Raw genomic sequence first — 15,529 nt, 5'->3', positions numbered from 1 at the left:
GACCTGGTCGATAGCCCTCTGGCGTTTTAGTGGCGCGCGGCGTTGTCCGGCAGGGCCATCAGGCGCTGTTCCTGCGCCCAGTCGAAGGCTTCGCCGCGGGATTCGGCTTCGTGACGCCGCTCGTCCAGCCGCTGATAGAGCGCCAGCTCTTCGTCCGGCATGAAATGCAGGCAGTCGCCGCCGAAGAACCACAGCAGGTCGCGGGGCACCCGGTGAGCGATCTGCGGATAGCGACTGAAGATCTGGCTCAGCAGGTCCTGGCCAAGATAGGCGTACTCTTCCGGCGCCTGCGGCAGCCCGGCGACCAGTTCGTCGAAGCGATCGAGGAACAGGGCGTGGTTCTCCGAGGGCACCTGCTCGGCCGCGCCGACATCGGCCAGGACCGCTCGCAGCTGGGCGAGGAGGGCAACGTGGTGGGCGAGATAGGTAGTGGCCATGGGAGTCTCCTGAAAAAGCGGCTGCGCAGTATAGGGGCACTGTCCCGCGTTGTCTGGTTCGACTAGGATCGAACCTTTGCCCTCTGCCGGGGTTATAGGAAGTAGCACTTTTCTTTGCGAATCTGTTCTTGCCGGGAGGCACATGAGTCTAGCTCTCTCCATTCGCGGTCTGACCAAGACCTACAACAATGGCTTCACCGCCCTCAAGGGCATCGACCTCGATGTGGTCGAAGGTGACTTCTTCGCACTGCTCGGTCCGAACGGGGCGGGCAAGTCGACCACCATCGGCATCCTTTCGACCCTGGTCAACAAGTCGGGTGGCGCGGTGTCGGTGTTCGGCAACGACCTGGATAAGGATCCGGCGGGTCTCAAGCGCTGCCTGGGCGTGGTGCCCCAGGAGTTCAACTTCAACCAGTTCGAGAAGGCCTTCGACATCGTGGTGACCCAGGCGGGCTACTACGGCATTCCGGCACGCATCGCCGGCGAGCGCGCCGAGGAATACCTGACCCAGCTCGGGCTGTGGGACAAGCGTGATACCCCCTCACGCATGCTGTCTGGCGGTATGAAGCGGCGCCTGATGATCGCCCGCGCGCTGATCCACAAGCCGCGCCTGCTGATCCTCGACGAACCCACCGCCGGGGTCGACATCGAGCTGCGCCGCTCCATGTGGAATTTCCTCACCGAGCTGAACGGGCAGGGGACCAGCATCATCCTCACCACCCACTACCTGGAAGAGGCCGAGCAGCTCTGCCGCAACATCGCCATCATCGACCATGGCGAACTGGTGGAGCACACCAGCATGCGCAAGCTGCTGCAGAAGCTCAATGTCGAGACCTTCATCGTCGACGTGGTCCAGCCGCTGACGGCGGCGCCGCAGCTGGAAGGCTATCCGACCCGGCTGCTGGGCGATCACTCCTTCGAGGTGGCCATCGACAAGGCCAGCGGGGTCAACGCCCTGTTCCGCCAGCTGGACGCCGCCGGCATCCAGGTGCAGAGCCTGAGAAACAAAGCCAATCGCCTGGAGGAGCTGTTCGTCTCCCTGGTGGAAAAGAATCTAGCCAAGGTCGCCCGATGAGTACCGAATTCCAAGCCAACCTGGTGGCGCTGCGGACCATCGTCCACCGCGAAGTGCGCCGCTTCACCCGCATCTGGGCGCAGACGCTGCTGCCCCCGGCGATCACCATGGTCCTGTACTTCGTGATCTTCGGCAATCTGATCGGTAATCGTATCGGCGGCATGGGTGGCTTCACCTACATGCAGTACATCGTGCCGGGCCTGATCATGATGTCGGTGATCACCAACGCCTACAGCAACGTGGTTTCCAGCTTCTTCAGCAGCAAGTTCCAGCGCTCGGTGGAAGAGTTGCTGGTCTCGCCGGTGTCACCCCATGTGATCCTCATCGGCTACGCCATGGGCGGCATCCTGCGCGGTCTCGCCGTGGCCGCCATCGTCAGCCTGCTGTCGCTGTTCTTCACCCATATGCAGGTGCACCACATCGGCATCATGCTGCTGGTGATCGTGCTCACGGCGGCGATCTTCGCCCTGGGTGGCTTTATCAACGCGGTCTATGCGCGCAACTTTGACGACATCTCCATCGTGCCGACCTTCGTGCTGACGCCCTTGACCTACCTGGGCGGGGTCTTCTATTCCATCGACCTGCTGCCCACTTTCTGGCAGAAGGTGTCGCTGGTGAATCCCATCCTGCACATGGTCAACGCCTTCCGCTACGGCATCCTGGGCGTGTCCGACATCCGTATCGGCGTAGCGATCGCCTTCATGCTGTTCGCCGTGGTCGTGCTTTATCTGGTCAGCATCCGCCTGCTCGTCAGCGGGCGTGGCATGCGTCATTGAGTGTCCGAGCGTCATGCATAGCGTAGAACAATCGCCCCTGGGCAAAAGCTCCGAGTACGTCAGCCAGTACGCGCCGACCTTGCTCTATCCGATCCCGCGCGCGCCCAAGTGGGCGGAGCTCGGCCTGGACGGCCAGGCCCTGCCGTTTCGCGGCGTGGATATCTGGACCTGCTACGAGTTGTCTTGGCTGCTGCCCTCGGGCAAGCCGGTGGTGGCCATCGCCGAATTCTCGATTCCGGCCGATTCACCGAACATCATCGAGTCCAAGTCGTTCAAGCTGTACCTCAACTCCCTCAACCAGTCGGTATTCGCCAGCCTGGCGGAGCTTGAGGCCGTGCTGGTCAAGGACCTGAGCGCGGCGGCAGGCGCTGCCGTGGGTGTCAGCCTGGTGTCACTGGACGACTGGGCGACTCGCGGTGTGCAGCGCCCGGGCGGCCAGTGCATCGACGATCTGGACATCAGCGTGGATCGCTATGCCCATCCCGAGGCTACCCAGCTGAGCGTGGGCGCAGCGCGGGATAGCCAGAGGCTCTATAGCCACCTGCTCAAGTCGAATTGCCCGGTGACGGGGCAGCCGGACTGGGGCACCGTGGTCGTCGAGTACAAGGAGGGCTTCGCGCTGGAACCGGCCAGCCTGCTGCGCTACCTGATCGCCTTCCGACAGCACGCGGATTTCCACGAACAGTGCGTCGAGCGCATCTACCTCGACCTGTGGCGGCTGCTCAAGCCGGCGAAACTGACGGTGTTCGCCCGCTATGTGCGCCGTGGCGGGCTGGACATCAATCCCTACCGGAGCAGTGACGTCGTCCAGCCGGCCGCCGAGCGCTACGTGCGCCAGTGATCAGATGCCCATGCTGCTCAGGCTATTCATGATCGACCTGAGCGTGCCGGCCATGGTGGGGTGACTGACCTCGAAGCGCTCCACCGCCAGGTTGACACCTTCGGCCAGGCTGCCCTCGCGGGTGTGGGTGGCGTCTTCGTTGGCCAGTTGGAACTCGATGTCCCGGATCAGCAGCTCCAGCTCCTCCCGATCCTCAGGCGAGGCGGGTGGGTCCTGGTCCAGCTGGTGGCGGAGGTGATCGAGTTGTTCCTGCAGATGAGAGGTGGTCATGGCGTTTCTCCTGTGTCCGGATTCTTTGACCGCAACGGTGGGTCAAAGATCGAGTGACTGAGCCTGGCCCTAAGCCAAACTGGCAAAGCTATGACTATAATCGGCGCCTTTCAGGCGTCTGAGTGCAACGAGGAGAGAAGCGATGACGGTCGAGCGACGTGGTTCCAGGGTCTGGGGAGCGCTCCTGGCAACGGCCCTGACGTTTGCCGGTCAGGCGATGGCAGCGGAAGCCGGGAATCCCGATCCCTGGGAGGGCTTCAACCGCAAGATCTTCGTATTCAACGACACCCTGGACACCTATGCCCTGAAGCCGGTCGCCCAGGGCTACCAGCGCTTCACCCCGGGCTTCGTGCAAACCGGCGTGAGCAACTTCTTCAACAACCTGGGTGACGTGTGCAACCTGGCCAACGACCTGCTGCAGGGCAAGGTCGAGCATGCCGGGGTGGATACGGCGCGCCTGCTGATGAATACCACCCTGGGTGGCCTGGGCCTCGTCGACGTGGCCACCAAGGCCGGCCTGCAGCGCAACGACGAAGACTTCGGCCAGACCCTGGGCAAGTGGGGCGCCAACAGCGGTCCCTACCTGGTCCTGCCGTTCTTCGGGCCCAGCAGTGTGCGCGACGGGATTGGCCGGATTCCCGACAGCTACACCAGCGCCTACCCGTACGTGGACGACGTGGCCGTGCGCAACAGCGCCTTCGCCCTCAGCACCGTCGATACCCGGGCCGGTCTGCTGCAGGCCGAGCGCCTGATCACTGGCGACAAGTACGTGTTCATTCGCAACGCCTACCTGCAGACCCGCGAGTTCAAGGTCAAGGACGGCCAGGTCGTCGACGACTTCTAGTCCGCTCGCCGCCACAAAAAAAGGCAGCCCGCGGGCTGCCTTTTTTTGTGCGTCAGGCGCCTAGCGCATTTCCAGGACGGAGAGTCCCAGCAGCTGCTGGCCCGCTGCCGTCGTCTCGACGCGCAGCACTTCGGCTTGCGCTTCCAGGCCCTGGAGTTCCGCGTGGCTGGAGGGGATCAGCACGGTGACCTGGTCACCCACCTGCAGGCTGGTGGCGGCCTCGATCTGGAAGCCGGTGCTGGACAGGTCGACGCAACGCGCCTCGAAGGAGGCATCGCCGACCTTCAGGACGGCCTTGGAGTCGACGTTCATGCGAATGAAATCGCGCTTTTCACTGTAAGAGCGGTCAAGGGTACTCATGGCAATCCTACTGCTTGGGAGGATGGAAGGCGGTCTCTTGGAGGTATAAACTCCTTAAAGCTACCCTGTAAAGATATTCCATCCGGTTGGCAAGCTTGAACCCCCCGATGGATGGGAGTAGTGTCTCCGCCGTGTCGTAATCACCGTGGCCCGTGTCGGATAGCGTCCGCCGGTTTGCCGTTCGGGTGCATGCCTGGATCCTCTATGTCTAATTCGCCTGCCACGCTCTTGATCATTGACGATGACGAGGTGGTTCGCCTCAGTCTCGCCGACTATCTCGAAGACAGTGGCTTCAACGTCCTGCAGGCCAGCAATGGCCAGCAGGGCCTGCAGATTTTCGAGCGTGAACAGCCTGATCTCATCATCTGCGACCTGCGCATGCCGCAGGTCGACGGCCTGACCTTGCTGCGCCGCATCAGCGAGCTGTCCATCGATACGCCCGTGCTGGTGCTGTCCGGCGCGGGGGTCATGAGCGACGTCGTGGAGGCCCTGCGCCTAGGCGCTGCCGACTACCTGATCAAGCCCCTCGAAGATCTGATGGTCCTGGAGCACTCGGTGAATCGGGCCCTGGACCGCGCCCGGTTGCGCTTGGAGAACGATCGCTACCGGGTCAAGCTGGAGAATACCAATCGCGAGTTGCAGGCCAGCCTGAGCCTGCTGCAGGAAGACCAGAACGCTGGTCGCCACGTGCAGATGAACATGCTGCCCGTGACGCCCTGGGAGACCGAAGGGCTGCATTTCGCCCATGAGATCATCCCGTCGCTGTATCTGTCTGGCGATTTCGTCGATTACTTTCGCATCGACGAGCACCGGGTCGCCTTCTACCTGGCTGACGTCTCCGGCCATGGCGCCTCATCGGCGTTCGTGACGGTGCTGCTCAAGTTCATGACCACGCGCCTGCTCTACGAGTCCAAGCGCAACGGTACCCTGCCGGAATTCAAGCCATCGGATGTGCTCGGCCATATCAACCGGGGGCTGCTGGATTGCAAGCTGGGCAAGCACGTGACCATGCTGGGTGGCGTCATCGACGAAACCACGGGTACCCTGGCCTACAGCATCGGTGGCCACTTGCCGTTACCCGTGTTGCACACCCCGGAAGAAACCCGCTTCCTGGTCGGCAAGGGGTTGCCGGTGGGCCTGTTCCAGGAAGCCACCTACAATGACCACCAGATGGCCTTGCCCGAGCGGTTCAGCCTTACCCTCTTTTCGGATGGCATCTTCGATCTGCTGCCGGGAGACAATTTGAAAGAGAAAGAACACAGCTTGCCCGACTATGTCCGCCGTGCCGGCGGTACACTGGCAGGCCTGAGTGAAGCCCTGAATCTGGCGTCCGTCTCCGAGATGCCTGACGATATCGCTTTGCTGGTGTTGAGCAGGAACCTGGCATGAGCACCGGAAAAATCCAATTTGCCGAGCAGGATGGCACCTTCGTCCTGAAATTCACCGGCGAGGTGCGTCTGACCCTCTGCTCGGCGCTGGACGCGACCATCGAGCACATCTTCTCGTCGCTGAATTTCTCGTCCATCGTCATCGACCTGACCGAGACGCAGAGCATCGACAGCACCACCCTGGGGCTACTAGCCAAGCTGTCGATCCTGTCGCGGCAGCGCATCGGGCTGCTGCCCATGCTCACGACGAGCAACCCAGACATCCTGCGCCTGCTGGACTCAATGGGGTTCGATCAGGTGTTCAACATCGTCGAGACCGTACTGCCTTGCCCGGATTGCCTGACCGACCTGCCACCGCAGGATCAATCGGAAGCCGAGGTGCGCAGTCGCGTGCTTGAGGCCCATCGGGTGTTGATGGGCCTCAATGAATCCAATCGCAATGCCTTTCGCGATCTGGTCAGTGCCCTCGAAAGGCACTGACCACGTCAGCTCTTAGCGCTTGCCGGGCAGCAGCACTTCCAGCTTTTCCTGATCACGTGCGAACTGGCGAATGCCTTCGGCCAGCTTTTCGGTGGCCATGGCGTCTTCGTTATGGGCCCAGCGGAAGGTGGCCTCGTTCAGCTGCTGCTTAGGCTCGCCACCGTTGGCGTCGGCGGTCAGCACGCGCGGCAGGTCGCCCTGGGCTTCCGATAGCTGCTGCAGCAGTTCGGGGCTGATGGTCAGGCGATCGCAGCCAGCCAGTTGCTCGATCTGGTTCAGGTTACGGAAGCTGGCGCCCATCACCACGGTGTCGTAGCCATTGGCCTTGTAGTACTGGTAGATGCGGGTCACGGACTTCACGCCCGGATCTTCGGCGCCTTCGTAGTCGCGGCCTTCGGCCTTCTTGTACCAGTCGTAGATGCGACCGACGAAGGGCGAGATCAGGAACACGCCGGCGTCGGCGCAGGCGGCGGCCTGGGCAAAGGAGAACAGCAGGGTCAGGTTGGTCTGGATGCCTTTCTTCTCCAGCTGCTCGGCAGCGCGGATGCCTTCCCAGGTGGAGGCGATCTTGATCAGCACGCGGTCCTTGCCGATGCCGGCCTTCTCGTACAGCTCGATCAGGCGATGGGCGCGATCCAGGGTGGCGCTGGTATCGAACGACAGCCGGGCATCCACCTCGGTGGAAATGCGACCCGGGATCAGCTTGAGAATCTCGCCACCCACGGCCACGGCAAAGCGATCGCAGGCCAGGCCGATGTCGCCACCGGCGCCGCTGAAGGCGGCCTGCAGGTGATCTTCGTAGCGGGGTAGGGCGGCGGCCTTGAGCAGCAGCGAGGGGTTGGTCGTGGCGTCGTAGGGCTTGAGGCGGGCGATGGCGTCCAGATCGCCGGTATCGGCGACGACCGTGGTGTATTGCTTGAGTTGTTCCAGCTTGCTCATGGCAGGTCTTTCCTTCGGTTAGCGAATGGACATCGTGGAGACGTGACTCAATGGCCCCTGAGAAGTTCAGTGGCCTCGTCAAACAGGCGCAGCGGGTCAGGGCTGCGATGCAGGTCGGTGGAGAGCAGTTGGCGAAAGCGCCGCGCGCCGGGAAAACCCTGCGCCAGGCCCAGGACATGGCGGGTGACGTGATGGATGAGTCCACCCTGTTGCAGATGCGCCTCGACATAGGGCCGCAGCTGCAGCATCACCTGGTGCCGGGTCAGTTGCGGACGGTCACAGCCGTAGAGTGCCGCGTCCACCTCGGCGAGCAGATAGGGGTTCTGGTAGGCCTCGCGGCCCAGCATCACGCCATCGAACACCTCCAACTGCTCGCGGCAGGTGTCCAGCGTCTTGAGGCCGCCGTTGAGGATGAACTCGAGATCCGGAAAGTCCCGCACCAGCTGCGCGGCGACGTCGTAGCGCAGCGGCGGGATCTCGCGATTCTGCTTGGGCGACAGCCCTTCGAGGATGGCGATGCGGGCATGCACGGTGAAACTGCGGCAACCCGCCTCGGCGACCTGGCCGACGAAGTCCCGCAGCGCCTCGTAGCTGTCGCGGCCGGAGATGCCGATGCGGTGCTTGACCGTCACGGGAATGGCCACCGCATCACGCATCGCCTTGACGCTGTCGGCCACCCGCTCGGGGTAGGCCATCAGGCAGGCGCCGATCAGGTTGTTCTGCACCCGGTCGCTCGGGCAGCCGACGTTGAGGTTGATCTCATCATATCCCGCTTGTTCACCCAGCCGCGCTGCCGCTGCCAACTCAGCCGGTACGCTGCCGCCCAGCTGCAGCGCCAGGGGATGCTCGGTCTCGTCATGCCGAAGAAACCGCTGGGCATCGCCATGCAGGAGGGCGCCGGTGGTGACCATCTCGGTATAGAGCAGGGCATGCTGCGACAGCAGGCGGTGGAAATAGCGGCAGTGGCGATCCGTCCAGTCCATCATGGGCGCTACGGAGAAGCGGCGGGACGGCTCAGGGCGCGTGGTTACTGGCTTTGAAGCGGTTTCGGGAAGCATGTTGATACGTCTGTTCTAGGCCCGTTTTGCTACATTTCAGCCGGTTTCTGCAAGCCCGTTGCTACAATGTAGCAAATGCACGGAGGCATGTAGCAAATCGAAATGGGGACGATAACTTCGCGCCGCCGTAAGGATGGCAGCACGGGCTACACGGCCCAGGTCCGCATCATGCGGGATGGAGTCCGAGTCTATCAGGAAACCCAGACATTCGACCGGAAGCAGACCGCCCAAGCCTGGCTGAAAAGGCGCGAAACGGAGCTCGCGCAGCCTGGCGAACTGGACCGGGTCACCCGCGGTGGGGTGATCGTGAAGCGGATGATCGATCGGTACCTTGAGCAATACGGGGGCGCCGTCGGCCGGACCAAGGAGGCGACGCTCAAGGCCATCGGCGAGACGTGGCTTGGTGACTTGGAGGACCGCTATCTAACCCAGCCAGCCGGATGCGTTATCGCTCGAAGCCGAGAGGCGAAGGCCTGGGCGTGCCGTACTTCCAGAAACGCGCCTTCCTGCGGCAGCACGACGCGGCCGTTTTTAGCTCCAACCATGAACTCTATGCCGACGTCTCGAACTGGGTGATGCGGACCATCCAGGGCATGGTGCCGGACCTGGAGGTGTACTCCACCGATGATTTCACGCCCAGGCCTTCGCCCCGGCCGGGCAGGGGCGCCCGAGTGAGCTGATGCAGGTGGTGGACCGGATCAATGCCCGATACGGGCGGGCGGCACTTTACCTGGAGCGGGTACCCGCCGATCCGGGGTGGACGATGCGGCGAGAGCTGTCGCAAGGGTATACGACGCGGTGGGGGAGGTGCCGCGGGCCGGTTTGAGCTATGAATCTTCCTCTACTGACAAGTTATTATTGGCTCGCCTAAAAACTTAGCTAGTTAGTTGCATGAGCTCAATGGTGATTCCGTCTGGGCCGCTTATATAGGCAACAACGGTGCCTGCGCGTGGACCGCTTGAGATGGCTTGTGAAGAACCTTTTATCTTCCAGCCATGCGATCTTATCTTCGCCACAGCTACATCAATATTTTCCACATTCACAGCAATATGTGCTGCACCGATTGCGCCGGCGCTGTCAGGTGCCTTCCCCAAGGTGCTGGCTGTTGAGTACTCCAGAAGCTCTATAGGGAATCCTGAAGGTGATACAACAAGTGCCATACGGCACCGTGGATCGGCAACACCCGTTACTTCTCGCAGGAAGTCACCGCCCATTTCGCCCCTGCGTAAAACTTCGAAACCCATAGCCTCAGTCCAGAATTTGATCGCGTCCTCGAGTGATGAGACCGAAAACCCTATGTGATCTACTACCACAGCACCATTAGTCATGGTCAAACTCCACGGTTATCTAACTTTCGTAAGTCATTATGTTTTACTGTATTTAATTTCTGATTTTGTATTCTTGCAGTAAATTATTTGCCTGTCATCAGCCCTTTCAAAAGGCGCGCTCTAGCATTTTTACTCGACCACCTAAGCGACGTTACAACTTAGGTTTGACAGTCAGATGGATTGCTCCTGCATCTTCTTCCATTCCCGCTCCACCCCCGCTTCGCCGTCGCATTCGTCGCGTACAGATGCCGCAGCCGCCGCGGCTTGCTCTGGTCGCCTTCGGTAACGGTGTGCTCGTTGCCGGTCTTGGGGTCGCGGTAGTAGGCGATGATGCCGGTGTAGTCGCCTTGGATCTCCTCGACCAGATCTTCCGGCAGCTTGGCTTCCAGCTCAAGGCGGGTGGTGTAGCCGCGTCCGCGGTGAGGATGACCTGGAGCTCGTAGCCATATTCCCAGGACAGGCTGGCCGCGGCGGCGCAGGGCAGCTTGCCGTGTCGATGAAGACCAGTAGCCGGTCAGGGCCATGGCGCAGTTCCGGCACGGCAGCGCGCGGATGAGAGGTCAGGTCTCGGGCTTGTTCATGCTGCACCCTTGGGCTGGGTAGCAGCGCCGTAGCGGGCGACGGCGCGCTCCAGCTTCACGTCGTACAGATTGCGGGCGGAGGCCGGGCCGTCGGACACTCTGTTCGAGCGTCCGCTGGACCTGCCGGTTTATTTCGGCATTAGGACGGTATCCACGACATGGATCACGCCGTTCGACTGCATCACGTCGGCAATGGTGACGGCGGCCTTGCCACCCTTGGCGTCAACAACCCAAAGCTTGCCGTTGTGCAGCTTGATGGTCAGGTCCTCCCCCTGGACCGTCTTCAGCTTGACCATGCCACCGTGCGCCTTGGCTTCGGCCATCAGCTGCTTGGCGGTATGGGTACCCGGCACCACGTGGTACGTCAGGATCTTGGTCAGGTCAGCCTTGTGCTCGGGTTTGATTAGGGTGTCGACCGTACCGGCCGGGAGCTTGGCGAAGGCTTCATTGGTCGGGGCAAAGACGGTGAAGGGGCCGCTGCCGTTGAGGGTATCGACCAGGCCGGCCGCCTTGACCGCCGCCACCAGGGTGATGTGGTCCTTGGAGTTGACCGCATTCTCGACGATGGTCTTGGAGGGGTACATGGGTGCACCGCCCACCATCACGGTGTCGGCGGCGAAGCCGAGCGAAGCGGTGGCGCAAAGGATCGCGAAACTGGCTACAGCGGCAAGTCGTTGTAGAAAGGTATGCATGATGCGTCTCCTCGGTTCTTCGGCCCTCCGGATGAGGGTGATGAATGTACGGAGCGGGCCGCGAAACGGATGCATCACAGCGAGATTATTTTACCTTGGGCGATGACCGGCCCCGTTGGTGATCCAGTTGGGGAGCCCGCCGGCGGTTCGAGAGAAACGGCCAGCACCGCCCCGCCTGCGACCGCCTTCGCCAATCCCGCAGGGACGGTCAAGGCTACCGCCGCATCGTCCCGCAGCAGGCCCAGCGAATGCGGCTTGCCGTCGGCCGTGATAAGCCAGGCCTCGGCGCTGTGGTCTGGCCAGCGGGAGGCGCCAGTCGGCACGAAAAGGACCTGTCGGCCGTCGAGCTGCAGGGTGGCGCTGAAGACCAGCCGTCCATCGCTCTGCTCCAGCCGCGCGAGCAGCGGCGGCGCGGGCACCTGGGCGGCCGGGCGCAGCACCAGCGACACCGCCAGCACCAGCGCGGCGGCCAGGGCCAGGAAGGTCGTCCAGCGCCAGAATCGAGTGTCATTCCATGGCCGAGGGGGTTCCGGCGGCTGTACGGCCGTGGGGAACAGGCGCTGTTGGATACCGAGCCAGACGTGAGCGGGTGGCTCGACGGCGGGAAGCTCCGCGAGCCAGTCCGCGAAATGGCGCTGCCAGGCCGCCAGCTGCCGCTGAGCCTCGGGGTCCTGCTGCAGCAGCTCTTCCACCCGAGTCCGCTCTTCGGCGGATAGCACGCCCAGGGCATACTCGGCGATCAGCAGCGATGGCTGATCGGGCGGTGGCAGGTCGTTGTCGTTCATAGTCCCAGGCACGCTCGCAGTTGCAGGAGTCCTCGACGAATCCAACTCTTCATCGTTCCCAGCGCGATGCGATGGCGCGCGGCCAACTCGGCGTAGGAATAGCCCTCGAAGAAGGCGACCCGGATATAGGTCTGCTGGTCCTCTCCCAGTGTTTCCAGGCAGAGGTCGATCTGGCGCCGCTGGCGGTACGCCTCGAAGGCTTCCGCCACGGACTCCGCCGTTGGACTCTCTTCAAGACCGTCGAGCGATTCGTGGCGCAGCTGTGCGCGCCGTCGATCGATAGCCTTGTGCCGGGCGATGGTCGCCAGCCAGGTGATGGCGGCTGACAGCCGAGGGTCGAAGGTGTTCGCCTTCAGCCAGACGCTGGTATACACCTCCTGCAAGACCTCCTCGGCCTCCGCGCGATCCCCCAGGTACCGCAGGCACACGCCGAACAACCTGCTCGAGGTCGCGCGGTAGAGGGTTTCGAACGCCTGGCGATTGCCCTGGCCGCAGGCTTGCAGCAGGACGCCGAGCGCGACGGGCTCTGCGTTGACGTCAGGACTGGCGGAGGCAGGTGGGCTGGTCGTCAAGGAAGAGGTTCCTGGCGTAGGTGCAGGGCGTGGGGCCGGTTCAGGCGAGGGCCGAGCAATCCAAAAGGGGGCCATCCCTGTCCAGGCGCGCACGCAGGGCAGGTGCCCGTGCCCGCCTTGCTGGCGGGAAAGGCGTCATCCCTGGCAGCCGCAGGCTCCGTCACCGGATCTGGTCACGGTCGGGGAACCGCCGCTTCGCTTCGATCGATTTAGCATCCTTCCCGGTCTTCCGCAATTGGCAAGGCGGGCGGGGTCCTATCGTCGATCGGGCTGGCGCAAGGGCGGGCGTTAGCTACTCCGGCTTTCGTGTCCGCGCCTTGACCAGCTTTACACAAGGCTACAAGGCAATCGGTAGCTGTCCGTCACGCTGAGCGGCTAGCATGCGCGTTCAGATCGTACGACCCTTCAGGTAGCCCCGATGTCGCTGTCATCCGAATCCCCGCGCTGGACTTCGCGCATCCTGCTGGTGGATGACGATCCGTCGATCCGTGAGCTGATCTGCGGTTACCTGGCGCGTTTCAGTATCAGCGCCCGGGGGGTAGGTGACGGGGTGGAAATGCACCAGGCCTTGGCCGAGGATTCCTTCGACCTGGTCGTGCTGGACCTCATGTTGCCCGGAGAGGACGGACTTTCGCTCTGTCGCGCGCTGCGGCGCGACAGCGGCATTCCCATCCTGATGCTGACCGCCCAGTGCGAGCCGGCCGACCGTATCCTGGGGCTCGAGCTGGGGGCCGATGACTACATGGCCAAGCCCTTCGAGCCGCGCGAGCTGGTGGCGCGCATCCAGTCGGTGCTGCGTCGCACCCAGGACGGCCGGACCGCCCGGCGCAAAGCGCCGCGGACCAGTGTCAGTTTCGACGGCTGGAAGCTCGATGGCGTCCTGCACCAGCTGCATTCCCCGGCCGGGGTCATGGTTCCGCTGTCCAACGCCGAGGTGCGCTTGCTGTGGGTCTTCATCGAGCAGCCGCGGCAGGTACTGAGCCGTGAGCAGTTGCTCGATGCCACCCGTGGGCGGGCGATCGAAGCCTTCGATCGCAGCATCGATCTCCAGGTCTCGCGGTTGCGCAGCAAGCTCGGTGACGACCCCCGCGCACCGCGGCTGATCAAGACCGTCCGCGGCGAAGGCTATCTGTTCGATGCCAGGCAGATAGGGCATTAGCCATGCGCCGCCTGGATACCCTGTTCGCCCGGCTGTTTGGCGTCTTCCTGCTGGCCATCTTGCTGGGGCATCTGCTGGCGTTCTTCTGGTTCCGGCATGGCCTCGGCGAACGTCCGCCGCCGCCACCCCCGATGGCCGGAGAGGCGTCCTTCGATCGACCCCCGCCGCCGGAGCATTTTTCCGATCGCGAGCCTGGCGTCTGGCGCCGCCTCGAGTGGTTGCTGGGCGGCCCGCTGATCTTCCAACTGGGTTCGCTGGTATGCGCCGCCTGGCTGGGCGCCAGGTTGTTGACCCGGCCACTGCGCCAGCTGACCGAGACCGCCGAGCACCTCAGCCATAACCTGGACGGACCACCCATCCCCGTCACCGGACCGCGGGAAACCCGCGAAGCCGCGCGAGCCCTCAATCGAATGCACCAGCATCTGCTCGATCAGCTGCAACAGCGCGGCCGCATGCTCACGGCGATCTCCCATGACCTGCGCACGCCCCTGGCACGGGTGAAACTGCGGATCGAAGACATCGACGATCCCCGGCTGCATGCTCGGGTCAGCCAGGACGTGGATGACATGATCGAGCTGCTCGACGGCACCCTGAGATACCTGCGCGAGCAACACCGCGAGGAGCGTCCGCTACTCTGTGACGTCCAGGCATTGGTCGAGGCCATGGCGGAGGATGCAGCGGAGGAGGGTGGCCAGGTGGTGGTCGAGGGGACGTGCCAGCCGCTGCGGGTAGCGCCCATGGCCCTGCGCTCCTGCCTTGGCAACCTGCTGCAGAATGCCCTGCGCTACGCCGGTCATGCGGAAATCCACCTCACCGAGCAGCCGGAGCGGCTGATCATCAGCATCGTCGATCACGGCCAGGGTATCCCCGTGCAGTATCGGGAAGCCGTCTTCGAGCCTTTCTATCGCCTGGAGGGCTCGCGCAATCGCGCCTCGGGAGGCACCGGGCTGGGCCTGGCCATCGCCCGGGAAGCGGCAGCGCACATGGGCGGCGACCTGACCCTCGGAACGACGCCGGGTGGCGGCCTGACCTGCCAAGTGGTGCTACCGCGCCACTAGATGTATCGCCCGGCCTACAAAGTGGGCAAATTGCCGACATCTGGCGCGCGGATACTGAGAGGCGCGGAACACTAACGTCCGCACTTCCCGGGAGAGACTTCCATGATCAGCGGAATAGGCAGTGGCTACTCCAGCTACTACAGCAGTGCCAGCGCGATCAAAGGCACCAGCACCAGCACCAGCAGTACCAGCGGCAGCGACGCTGACAATCCGCTGAAGAAGCTGTTCGCCAAGCTCGACAGCGACGGCGACGGCTCCATCAGTAAAAGCGAGCTGACCACCGCCGCCAACGCCACGAGTGACAGCGACACCAGCAGCGCCGATAGCAGCGGCATCGATGTCGACCAGCTGCTCGGCCTGCTCGACCAGGATGGTGATGGCGCCGTCGGCGAGAGCGAATTCGCCTCCGCTTTCGCGCCTCCGGCGGGCGGCCCTGGCGATCAGGCGAGCGCTGCAGGTGGCAGCGATACCGGCGTCCAGGGACTCGGCGGCGCCTCGAGCTCGCGCCAACCACCGCCACCACCGCCGCCGGGCGCAAGCGAGGACGATGGCAGCGATACCACGTCCACCGCCCAGAGCTCGACGAGCTCCTACGATCAGCTGGTTCAAGCGGTATTGCGCCAATACCAGAGTATCGGCAGCGCTGGCGGTAGCGCCTCGCTGGGCAGCACCCTGAACATTGCTGCCTGAGCGAGGGCCCTGGCTGGAGCGGCGGACGGCCAGAGCCGTTCGCCTCCAGGGAGCAGCAGGCCTGGTTCTTTGCCCATGCCTAGCCAAAAGTCAGCCTGATGACTGCGCCTGACTAGGGGCTGAGGTCCGAAAATCCTGAGCTGTTTCAAGATGTTGCCATAACGGCTGGCCTGGGTTCTTCGACGAAAACGTTATG

The 15,529-nt window shown here is 63.3% G+C and carries 20 protein-coding genes and 1 pseudogene; 11 read left to right on the top strand and 10 right to left on the bottom strand.

Annotation, left to right across the window (positions count from 1 at the left end; translation table 11 throughout):
* Nucleotides 1-26: 26 nt before the first annotated feature.
* On the bottom strand, nt 27-437 hold the full coding sequence (locus ACYJP6_RS11060; protein WP_459475025.1) for a PA2817 family protein: 411 nt from the start codon (nt 435-437) through the stop codon (nt 27-29).
* Nucleotides 438-579: 142 nt separating this feature from the next.
* Between ACYJP6_RS11060 and ACYJP6_RS11055 the strand changes: the two genes are divergently transcribed.
* From ACYJP6_RS11055 to queF, 3 genes are read left to right on the top strand one after another with little or no spacing between them, the layout of a single operon-like run.
* Nucleotides 580-1,512 (top strand): ABC transporter ATP-binding protein, encoded by a 933-nt coding sequence (locus ACYJP6_RS11055; RefSeq protein WP_459475024.1) that lies wholly within the window; start codon nt 580-582, stop codon nt 1,510-1,512.
* On the top strand, nt 1,509-2,288 hold the full coding sequence (locus tag ACYJP6_RS11050) for an ABC transporter permease (protein WP_459475023.1): 780 nt from the start codon (nt 1,509-1,511) through the stop codon (nt 2,286-2,288). Before ACYJP6_RS11055 ends, ACYJP6_RS11050 begins: the two co-directional genes overlap by 4 nt.
* A gap of 13 nt (nt 2,289-2,301) precedes the next feature.
* Nucleotides 2,302-3,129: an NADPH-dependent 7-cyano-7-deazaguanine reductase QueF gene (queF, locus tag ACYJP6_RS11045; RefSeq protein ID WP_459475022.1), complete on the top strand. Its 828-nt coding sequence runs from the start codon at nt 2,302-2,304 to the stop codon at nt 3,127-3,129.
* Here the strand turns inward: queF and ACYJP6_RS11040 are convergent, their stop codons facing one another.
* Nucleotides 3,130-3,399 carry a DUF4404 family protein gene (locus ACYJP6_RS11040; RefSeq protein WP_459475021.1) on the bottom strand — a complete coding sequence of 90 codons (270 nt, stop codon included), beginning with the start codon at nt 3,397-3,399 and terminating at the stop codon, nt 3,130-3,132.
* 217 nt (nt 3,400-3,616) lie between these two features.
* On the opposite strand from ACYJP6_RS11040, the gene ACYJP6_RS11035 reads away from it, so the two are divergent.
* A complete protein-coding gene (locus ACYJP6_RS11035) occupies nt 3,617-4,243 on the top strand; it encodes an MlaA family lipoprotein (protein ID WP_459475020.1) in 627 nt (208 codons plus the stop codon).
* 60 nt (nt 4,244-4,303) lie between these two features.
* On the opposite strand, the gene ACYJP6_RS11030 is transcribed toward ACYJP6_RS11035, so the two are convergent.
* Nucleotides 4,304-4,603 carry a PilZ domain-containing protein gene (locus tag ACYJP6_RS11030; protein WP_459475019.1) on the bottom strand — a complete coding sequence of 100 codons (300 nt, stop codon included), beginning with the start codon at nt 4,601-4,603 and terminating at the stop codon, nt 4,304-4,306.
* Nucleotides 4,604-4,807: 204 nt separating this feature from the next.
* Between ACYJP6_RS11030 and rssB the strand changes: the two genes are divergently transcribed.
* Both rssB and rssC read left to right on the top strand, forming a co-directional pair.
* Nucleotides 4,808-5,992, top strand: coding sequence for a two-component system response regulator RssB (rssB, locus tag ACYJP6_RS11025; RefSeq protein WP_459475018.1), 1,185 nt, complete (start codon nt 4,808-4,810; stop codon nt 5,990-5,992).
* The gene (rssC, locus tag ACYJP6_RS11020) at nt 5,989-6,471 is read left to right on the top strand and encodes an anti-sigma factor antagonist RssC (protein WP_459475017.1); all 483 of its coding nucleotides are present in this window, start codon (nt 5,989-5,991) and stop codon (nt 6,469-6,471) included. Before rssB ends, rssC begins: the two co-directional genes overlap by 4 nt.
* Nucleotides 6,472-6,483: 12 nt before the next feature.
* Here the strand turns inward: rssC and tal are convergent, their stop codons facing one another.
* Both tal and dusA read right to left on the bottom strand, forming a co-directional pair.
* Nucleotides 6,484-7,410 (bottom strand): transaldolase, encoded by a 927-nt coding sequence (tal, locus tag ACYJP6_RS11015; RefSeq protein ID WP_459475016.1) that lies wholly within the window; start codon nt 7,408-7,410, stop codon nt 6,484-6,486.
* Between the two features lie 47 nt (nt 7,411-7,457).
* Nucleotides 7,458-8,468 (bottom strand): tRNA dihydrouridine(20/20a) synthase DusA, encoded by a 1,011-nt coding sequence (dusA, locus tag ACYJP6_RS11010; protein ID WP_459475015.1) that lies wholly within the window; start codon nt 8,466-8,468, stop codon nt 7,458-7,460.
* A 440-nt stretch (nt 8,469-8,908) separates the two neighbouring features.
* Here dusA and ACYJP6_RS11005 point away from each other — a divergent pair, with 440 nt between their 5' ends.
* The gene (locus ACYJP6_RS11005; RefSeq protein WP_459475014.1) at nt 8,909-9,148 is read left to right on the top strand and encodes a hypothetical protein; all 240 of its coding nucleotides are present in this window, start codon (nt 8,909-8,911) and stop codon (nt 9,146-9,148) included.
* Entirely contained in the window at nt 9,148-9,294 is a 147-nt protein-coding gene (locus ACYJP6_RS11000; protein WP_459475013.1) for a DUF4113 domain-containing protein, read from the top strand. The genes ACYJP6_RS11005 and ACYJP6_RS11000 overlap by 1 nt, the downstream gene beginning before the upstream one ends.
* A 49-nt stretch (nt 9,295-9,343) precedes the next feature.
* Here ACYJP6_RS11000 and ACYJP6_RS10995 read toward each other — a convergent pair whose 3' ends face one another.
* The 5 genes and pseudogenes from ACYJP6_RS10995 to ACYJP6_RS10975 form a co-directional block, all read right to left on the bottom strand.
* Nucleotides 9,344-9,796 carry a VOC family protein gene (locus tag ACYJP6_RS10995; RefSeq protein WP_459475012.1) on the bottom strand — a complete coding sequence of 151 codons (453 nt, stop codon included), beginning with the start codon at nt 9,794-9,796 and terminating at the stop codon, nt 9,344-9,346.
* A 171-nt stretch (nt 9,797-9,967) separates the two neighbouring features.
* Nucleotides 9,968-10,244, bottom strand: a pseudogene (locus ACYJP6_RS10990) (phage late control D family protein); the annotation flags it as partial.
* A 261-nt stretch (nt 10,245-10,505) separates the two neighbouring features.
* On the bottom strand, nt 10,506-11,069 hold the full coding sequence (locus tag ACYJP6_RS10985) for a fasciclin domain-containing protein (protein ID WP_459475011.1): 564 nt from the start codon (nt 11,067-11,069) through the stop codon (nt 10,506-10,508).
* Nucleotides 11,070-11,143: 74 nt separating this feature from the next.
* Nucleotides 11,144-11,854: an anti-sigma factor gene (locus ACYJP6_RS10980; protein ID WP_459475010.1), complete on the bottom strand. Its 711-nt coding sequence runs from the start codon at nt 11,852-11,854 to the stop codon at nt 11,144-11,146.
* Entirely contained in the window at nt 11,851-12,426 is a 576-nt protein-coding gene (locus ACYJP6_RS10975; RefSeq protein ID WP_459475009.1) for a sigma-70 family RNA polymerase sigma factor, read from the bottom strand. The genes ACYJP6_RS10980 and ACYJP6_RS10975 overlap by 4 nt, the downstream gene beginning before the upstream one ends.
* A 418-nt stretch (nt 12,427-12,844) precedes the next feature.
* On the opposite strand from ACYJP6_RS10975, the gene ACYJP6_RS10970 reads away from it, so the two are divergent.
* The 3 genes from ACYJP6_RS10970 to ACYJP6_RS10960 all read left to right on the top strand — a co-directional run bounded on the left by ACYJP6_RS10970 (nt 12,845) and on the right by ACYJP6_RS10960 (nt 15,333).
* Nucleotides 12,845-13,585 carry a response regulator gene (locus ACYJP6_RS10970; protein WP_459475008.1) on the top strand — a complete coding sequence of 247 codons (741 nt, stop codon included), beginning with the start codon at nt 12,845-12,847 and terminating at the stop codon, nt 13,583-13,585.
* Between the two features lie 2 nt (nt 13,586-13,587).
* The gene (locus tag ACYJP6_RS10965) at nt 13,588-14,643 is read left to right on the top strand and encodes an ATP-binding protein (protein WP_459475007.1); all 1,056 of its coding nucleotides are present in this window, start codon (nt 13,588-13,590) and stop codon (nt 14,641-14,643) included.
* A 102-nt stretch (nt 14,644-14,745) separates the two neighbouring features.
* Nucleotides 14,746-15,333: an EF-hand domain-containing protein gene (locus ACYJP6_RS10960; protein ID WP_459475006.1), complete on the top strand. Its 588-nt coding sequence runs from the start codon at nt 14,746-14,748 to the stop codon at nt 15,331-15,333.
* Nucleotides 15,334-15,529 lie beyond the last annotated feature (196 nt).

It is taken from the genome of Pseudomonas sp. No.117, assembly GCF_054558395.1.
Note: the sequence above shows the minus strand (reverse complement) of the source record. Positions and strands in the feature narration are given on the sequence as shown.

Excerpts from the sequence above, each read along its gene's own strand:
- ACYJP6_RS11060 (WP_459475025.1), bottom strand. The coding sequence starts at position 437 with ATGGCCACTACCTATCTCGCCCACCACGTTGCCCTCCTCGCCCAGCTG.
- ACYJP6_RS11055 (WP_459475024.1), top strand. The coding sequence starts at position 580 with ATGAGTCTAGCTCTCTCCATTCGCGGTCTGACCAAGACCTACAACAAT.
- ACYJP6_RS11050 (WP_459475023.1), top strand. The coding sequence starts at position 1,509 with ATGAGTACCGAATTCCAAGCCAACCTGGTGGCGCTGCGGACCATCGTC.
- queF (WP_459475022.1), top strand. The coding sequence starts at position 2,302 with ATGCATAGCGTAGAACAATCGCCCCTGGGCAAAAGCTCCGAGTACGTC.
- ACYJP6_RS11040 (WP_459475021.1), bottom strand. The coding sequence starts at position 3,399 with ATGACCACCTCTCATCTGCAGGAACAACTCGATCACCTCCGCCACCAG.
- ACYJP6_RS11035 (WP_459475020.1), top strand. The coding sequence starts at position 3,617 with ATGGCAGCGGAAGCCGGGAATCCCGATCCCTGGGAGGGCTTCAACCGC.
- ACYJP6_RS11030 (WP_459475019.1), bottom strand. The coding sequence starts at position 4,603 with ATGAGTACCCTTGACCGCTCTTACAGTGAAAAGCGCGATTTCATTCGC.
- rssB (WP_459475018.1), top strand. The coding sequence starts at position 4,808 with ATGTCTAATTCGCCTGCCACGCTCTTGATCATTGACGATGACGAGGTG.
- rssC (WP_459475017.1), top strand. The coding sequence starts at position 5,989 with ATGAGCACCGGAAAAATCCAATTTGCCGAGCAGGATGGCACCTTCGTC.
- tal (WP_459475016.1), bottom strand. The coding sequence starts at position 7,410 with ATGAGCAAGCTGGAACAACTCAAGCAATACACCACGGTCGTCGCCGAT.
- dusA (WP_459475015.1), bottom strand. The coding sequence starts at position 8,468 with ATGCTTCCCGAAACCGCTTCAAAGCCAGTAACCACGCGCCCTGAGCCG.
- ACYJP6_RS11005 (WP_459475014.1), top strand. The coding sequence starts at position 8,909 with ATGCGTTATCGCTCGAAGCCGAGAGGCGAAGGCCTGGGCGTGCCGTAC.
- ACYJP6_RS11000 (WP_459475013.1), top strand. The coding sequence starts at position 9,148 with ATGCAGGTGGTGGACCGGATCAATGCCCGATACGGGCGGGCGGCACTT.
- ACYJP6_RS10995 (WP_459475012.1), bottom strand. The coding sequence starts at position 9,796 with ATGACTAATGGTGCTGTGGTAGTAGATCACATAGGGTTTTCGGTCTCA.
- ACYJP6_RS10985 (WP_459475011.1), bottom strand. The coding sequence starts at position 11,069 with ATGCATACCTTTCTACAACGACTTGCCGCTGTAGCCAGTTTCGCGATC.
- ACYJP6_RS10980 (WP_459475010.1), bottom strand. The coding sequence starts at position 11,854 with ATGAACGACAACGACCTGCCACCGCCCGATCAGCCATCGCTGCTGATC.
- ACYJP6_RS10970 (WP_459475008.1), top strand. The coding sequence starts at position 12,845 with ATGTCGCTGTCATCCGAATCCCCGCGCTGGACTTCGCGCATCCTGCTG.
- ACYJP6_RS10965 (WP_459475007.1), top strand. The coding sequence starts at position 13,588 with ATGCGCCGCCTGGATACCCTGTTCGCCCGGCTGTTTGGCGTCTTCCTG.
- ACYJP6_RS10960 (WP_459475006.1), top strand. The coding sequence starts at position 14,746 with ATGATCAGCGGAATAGGCAGTGGCTACTCCAGCTACTACAGCAGTGCC.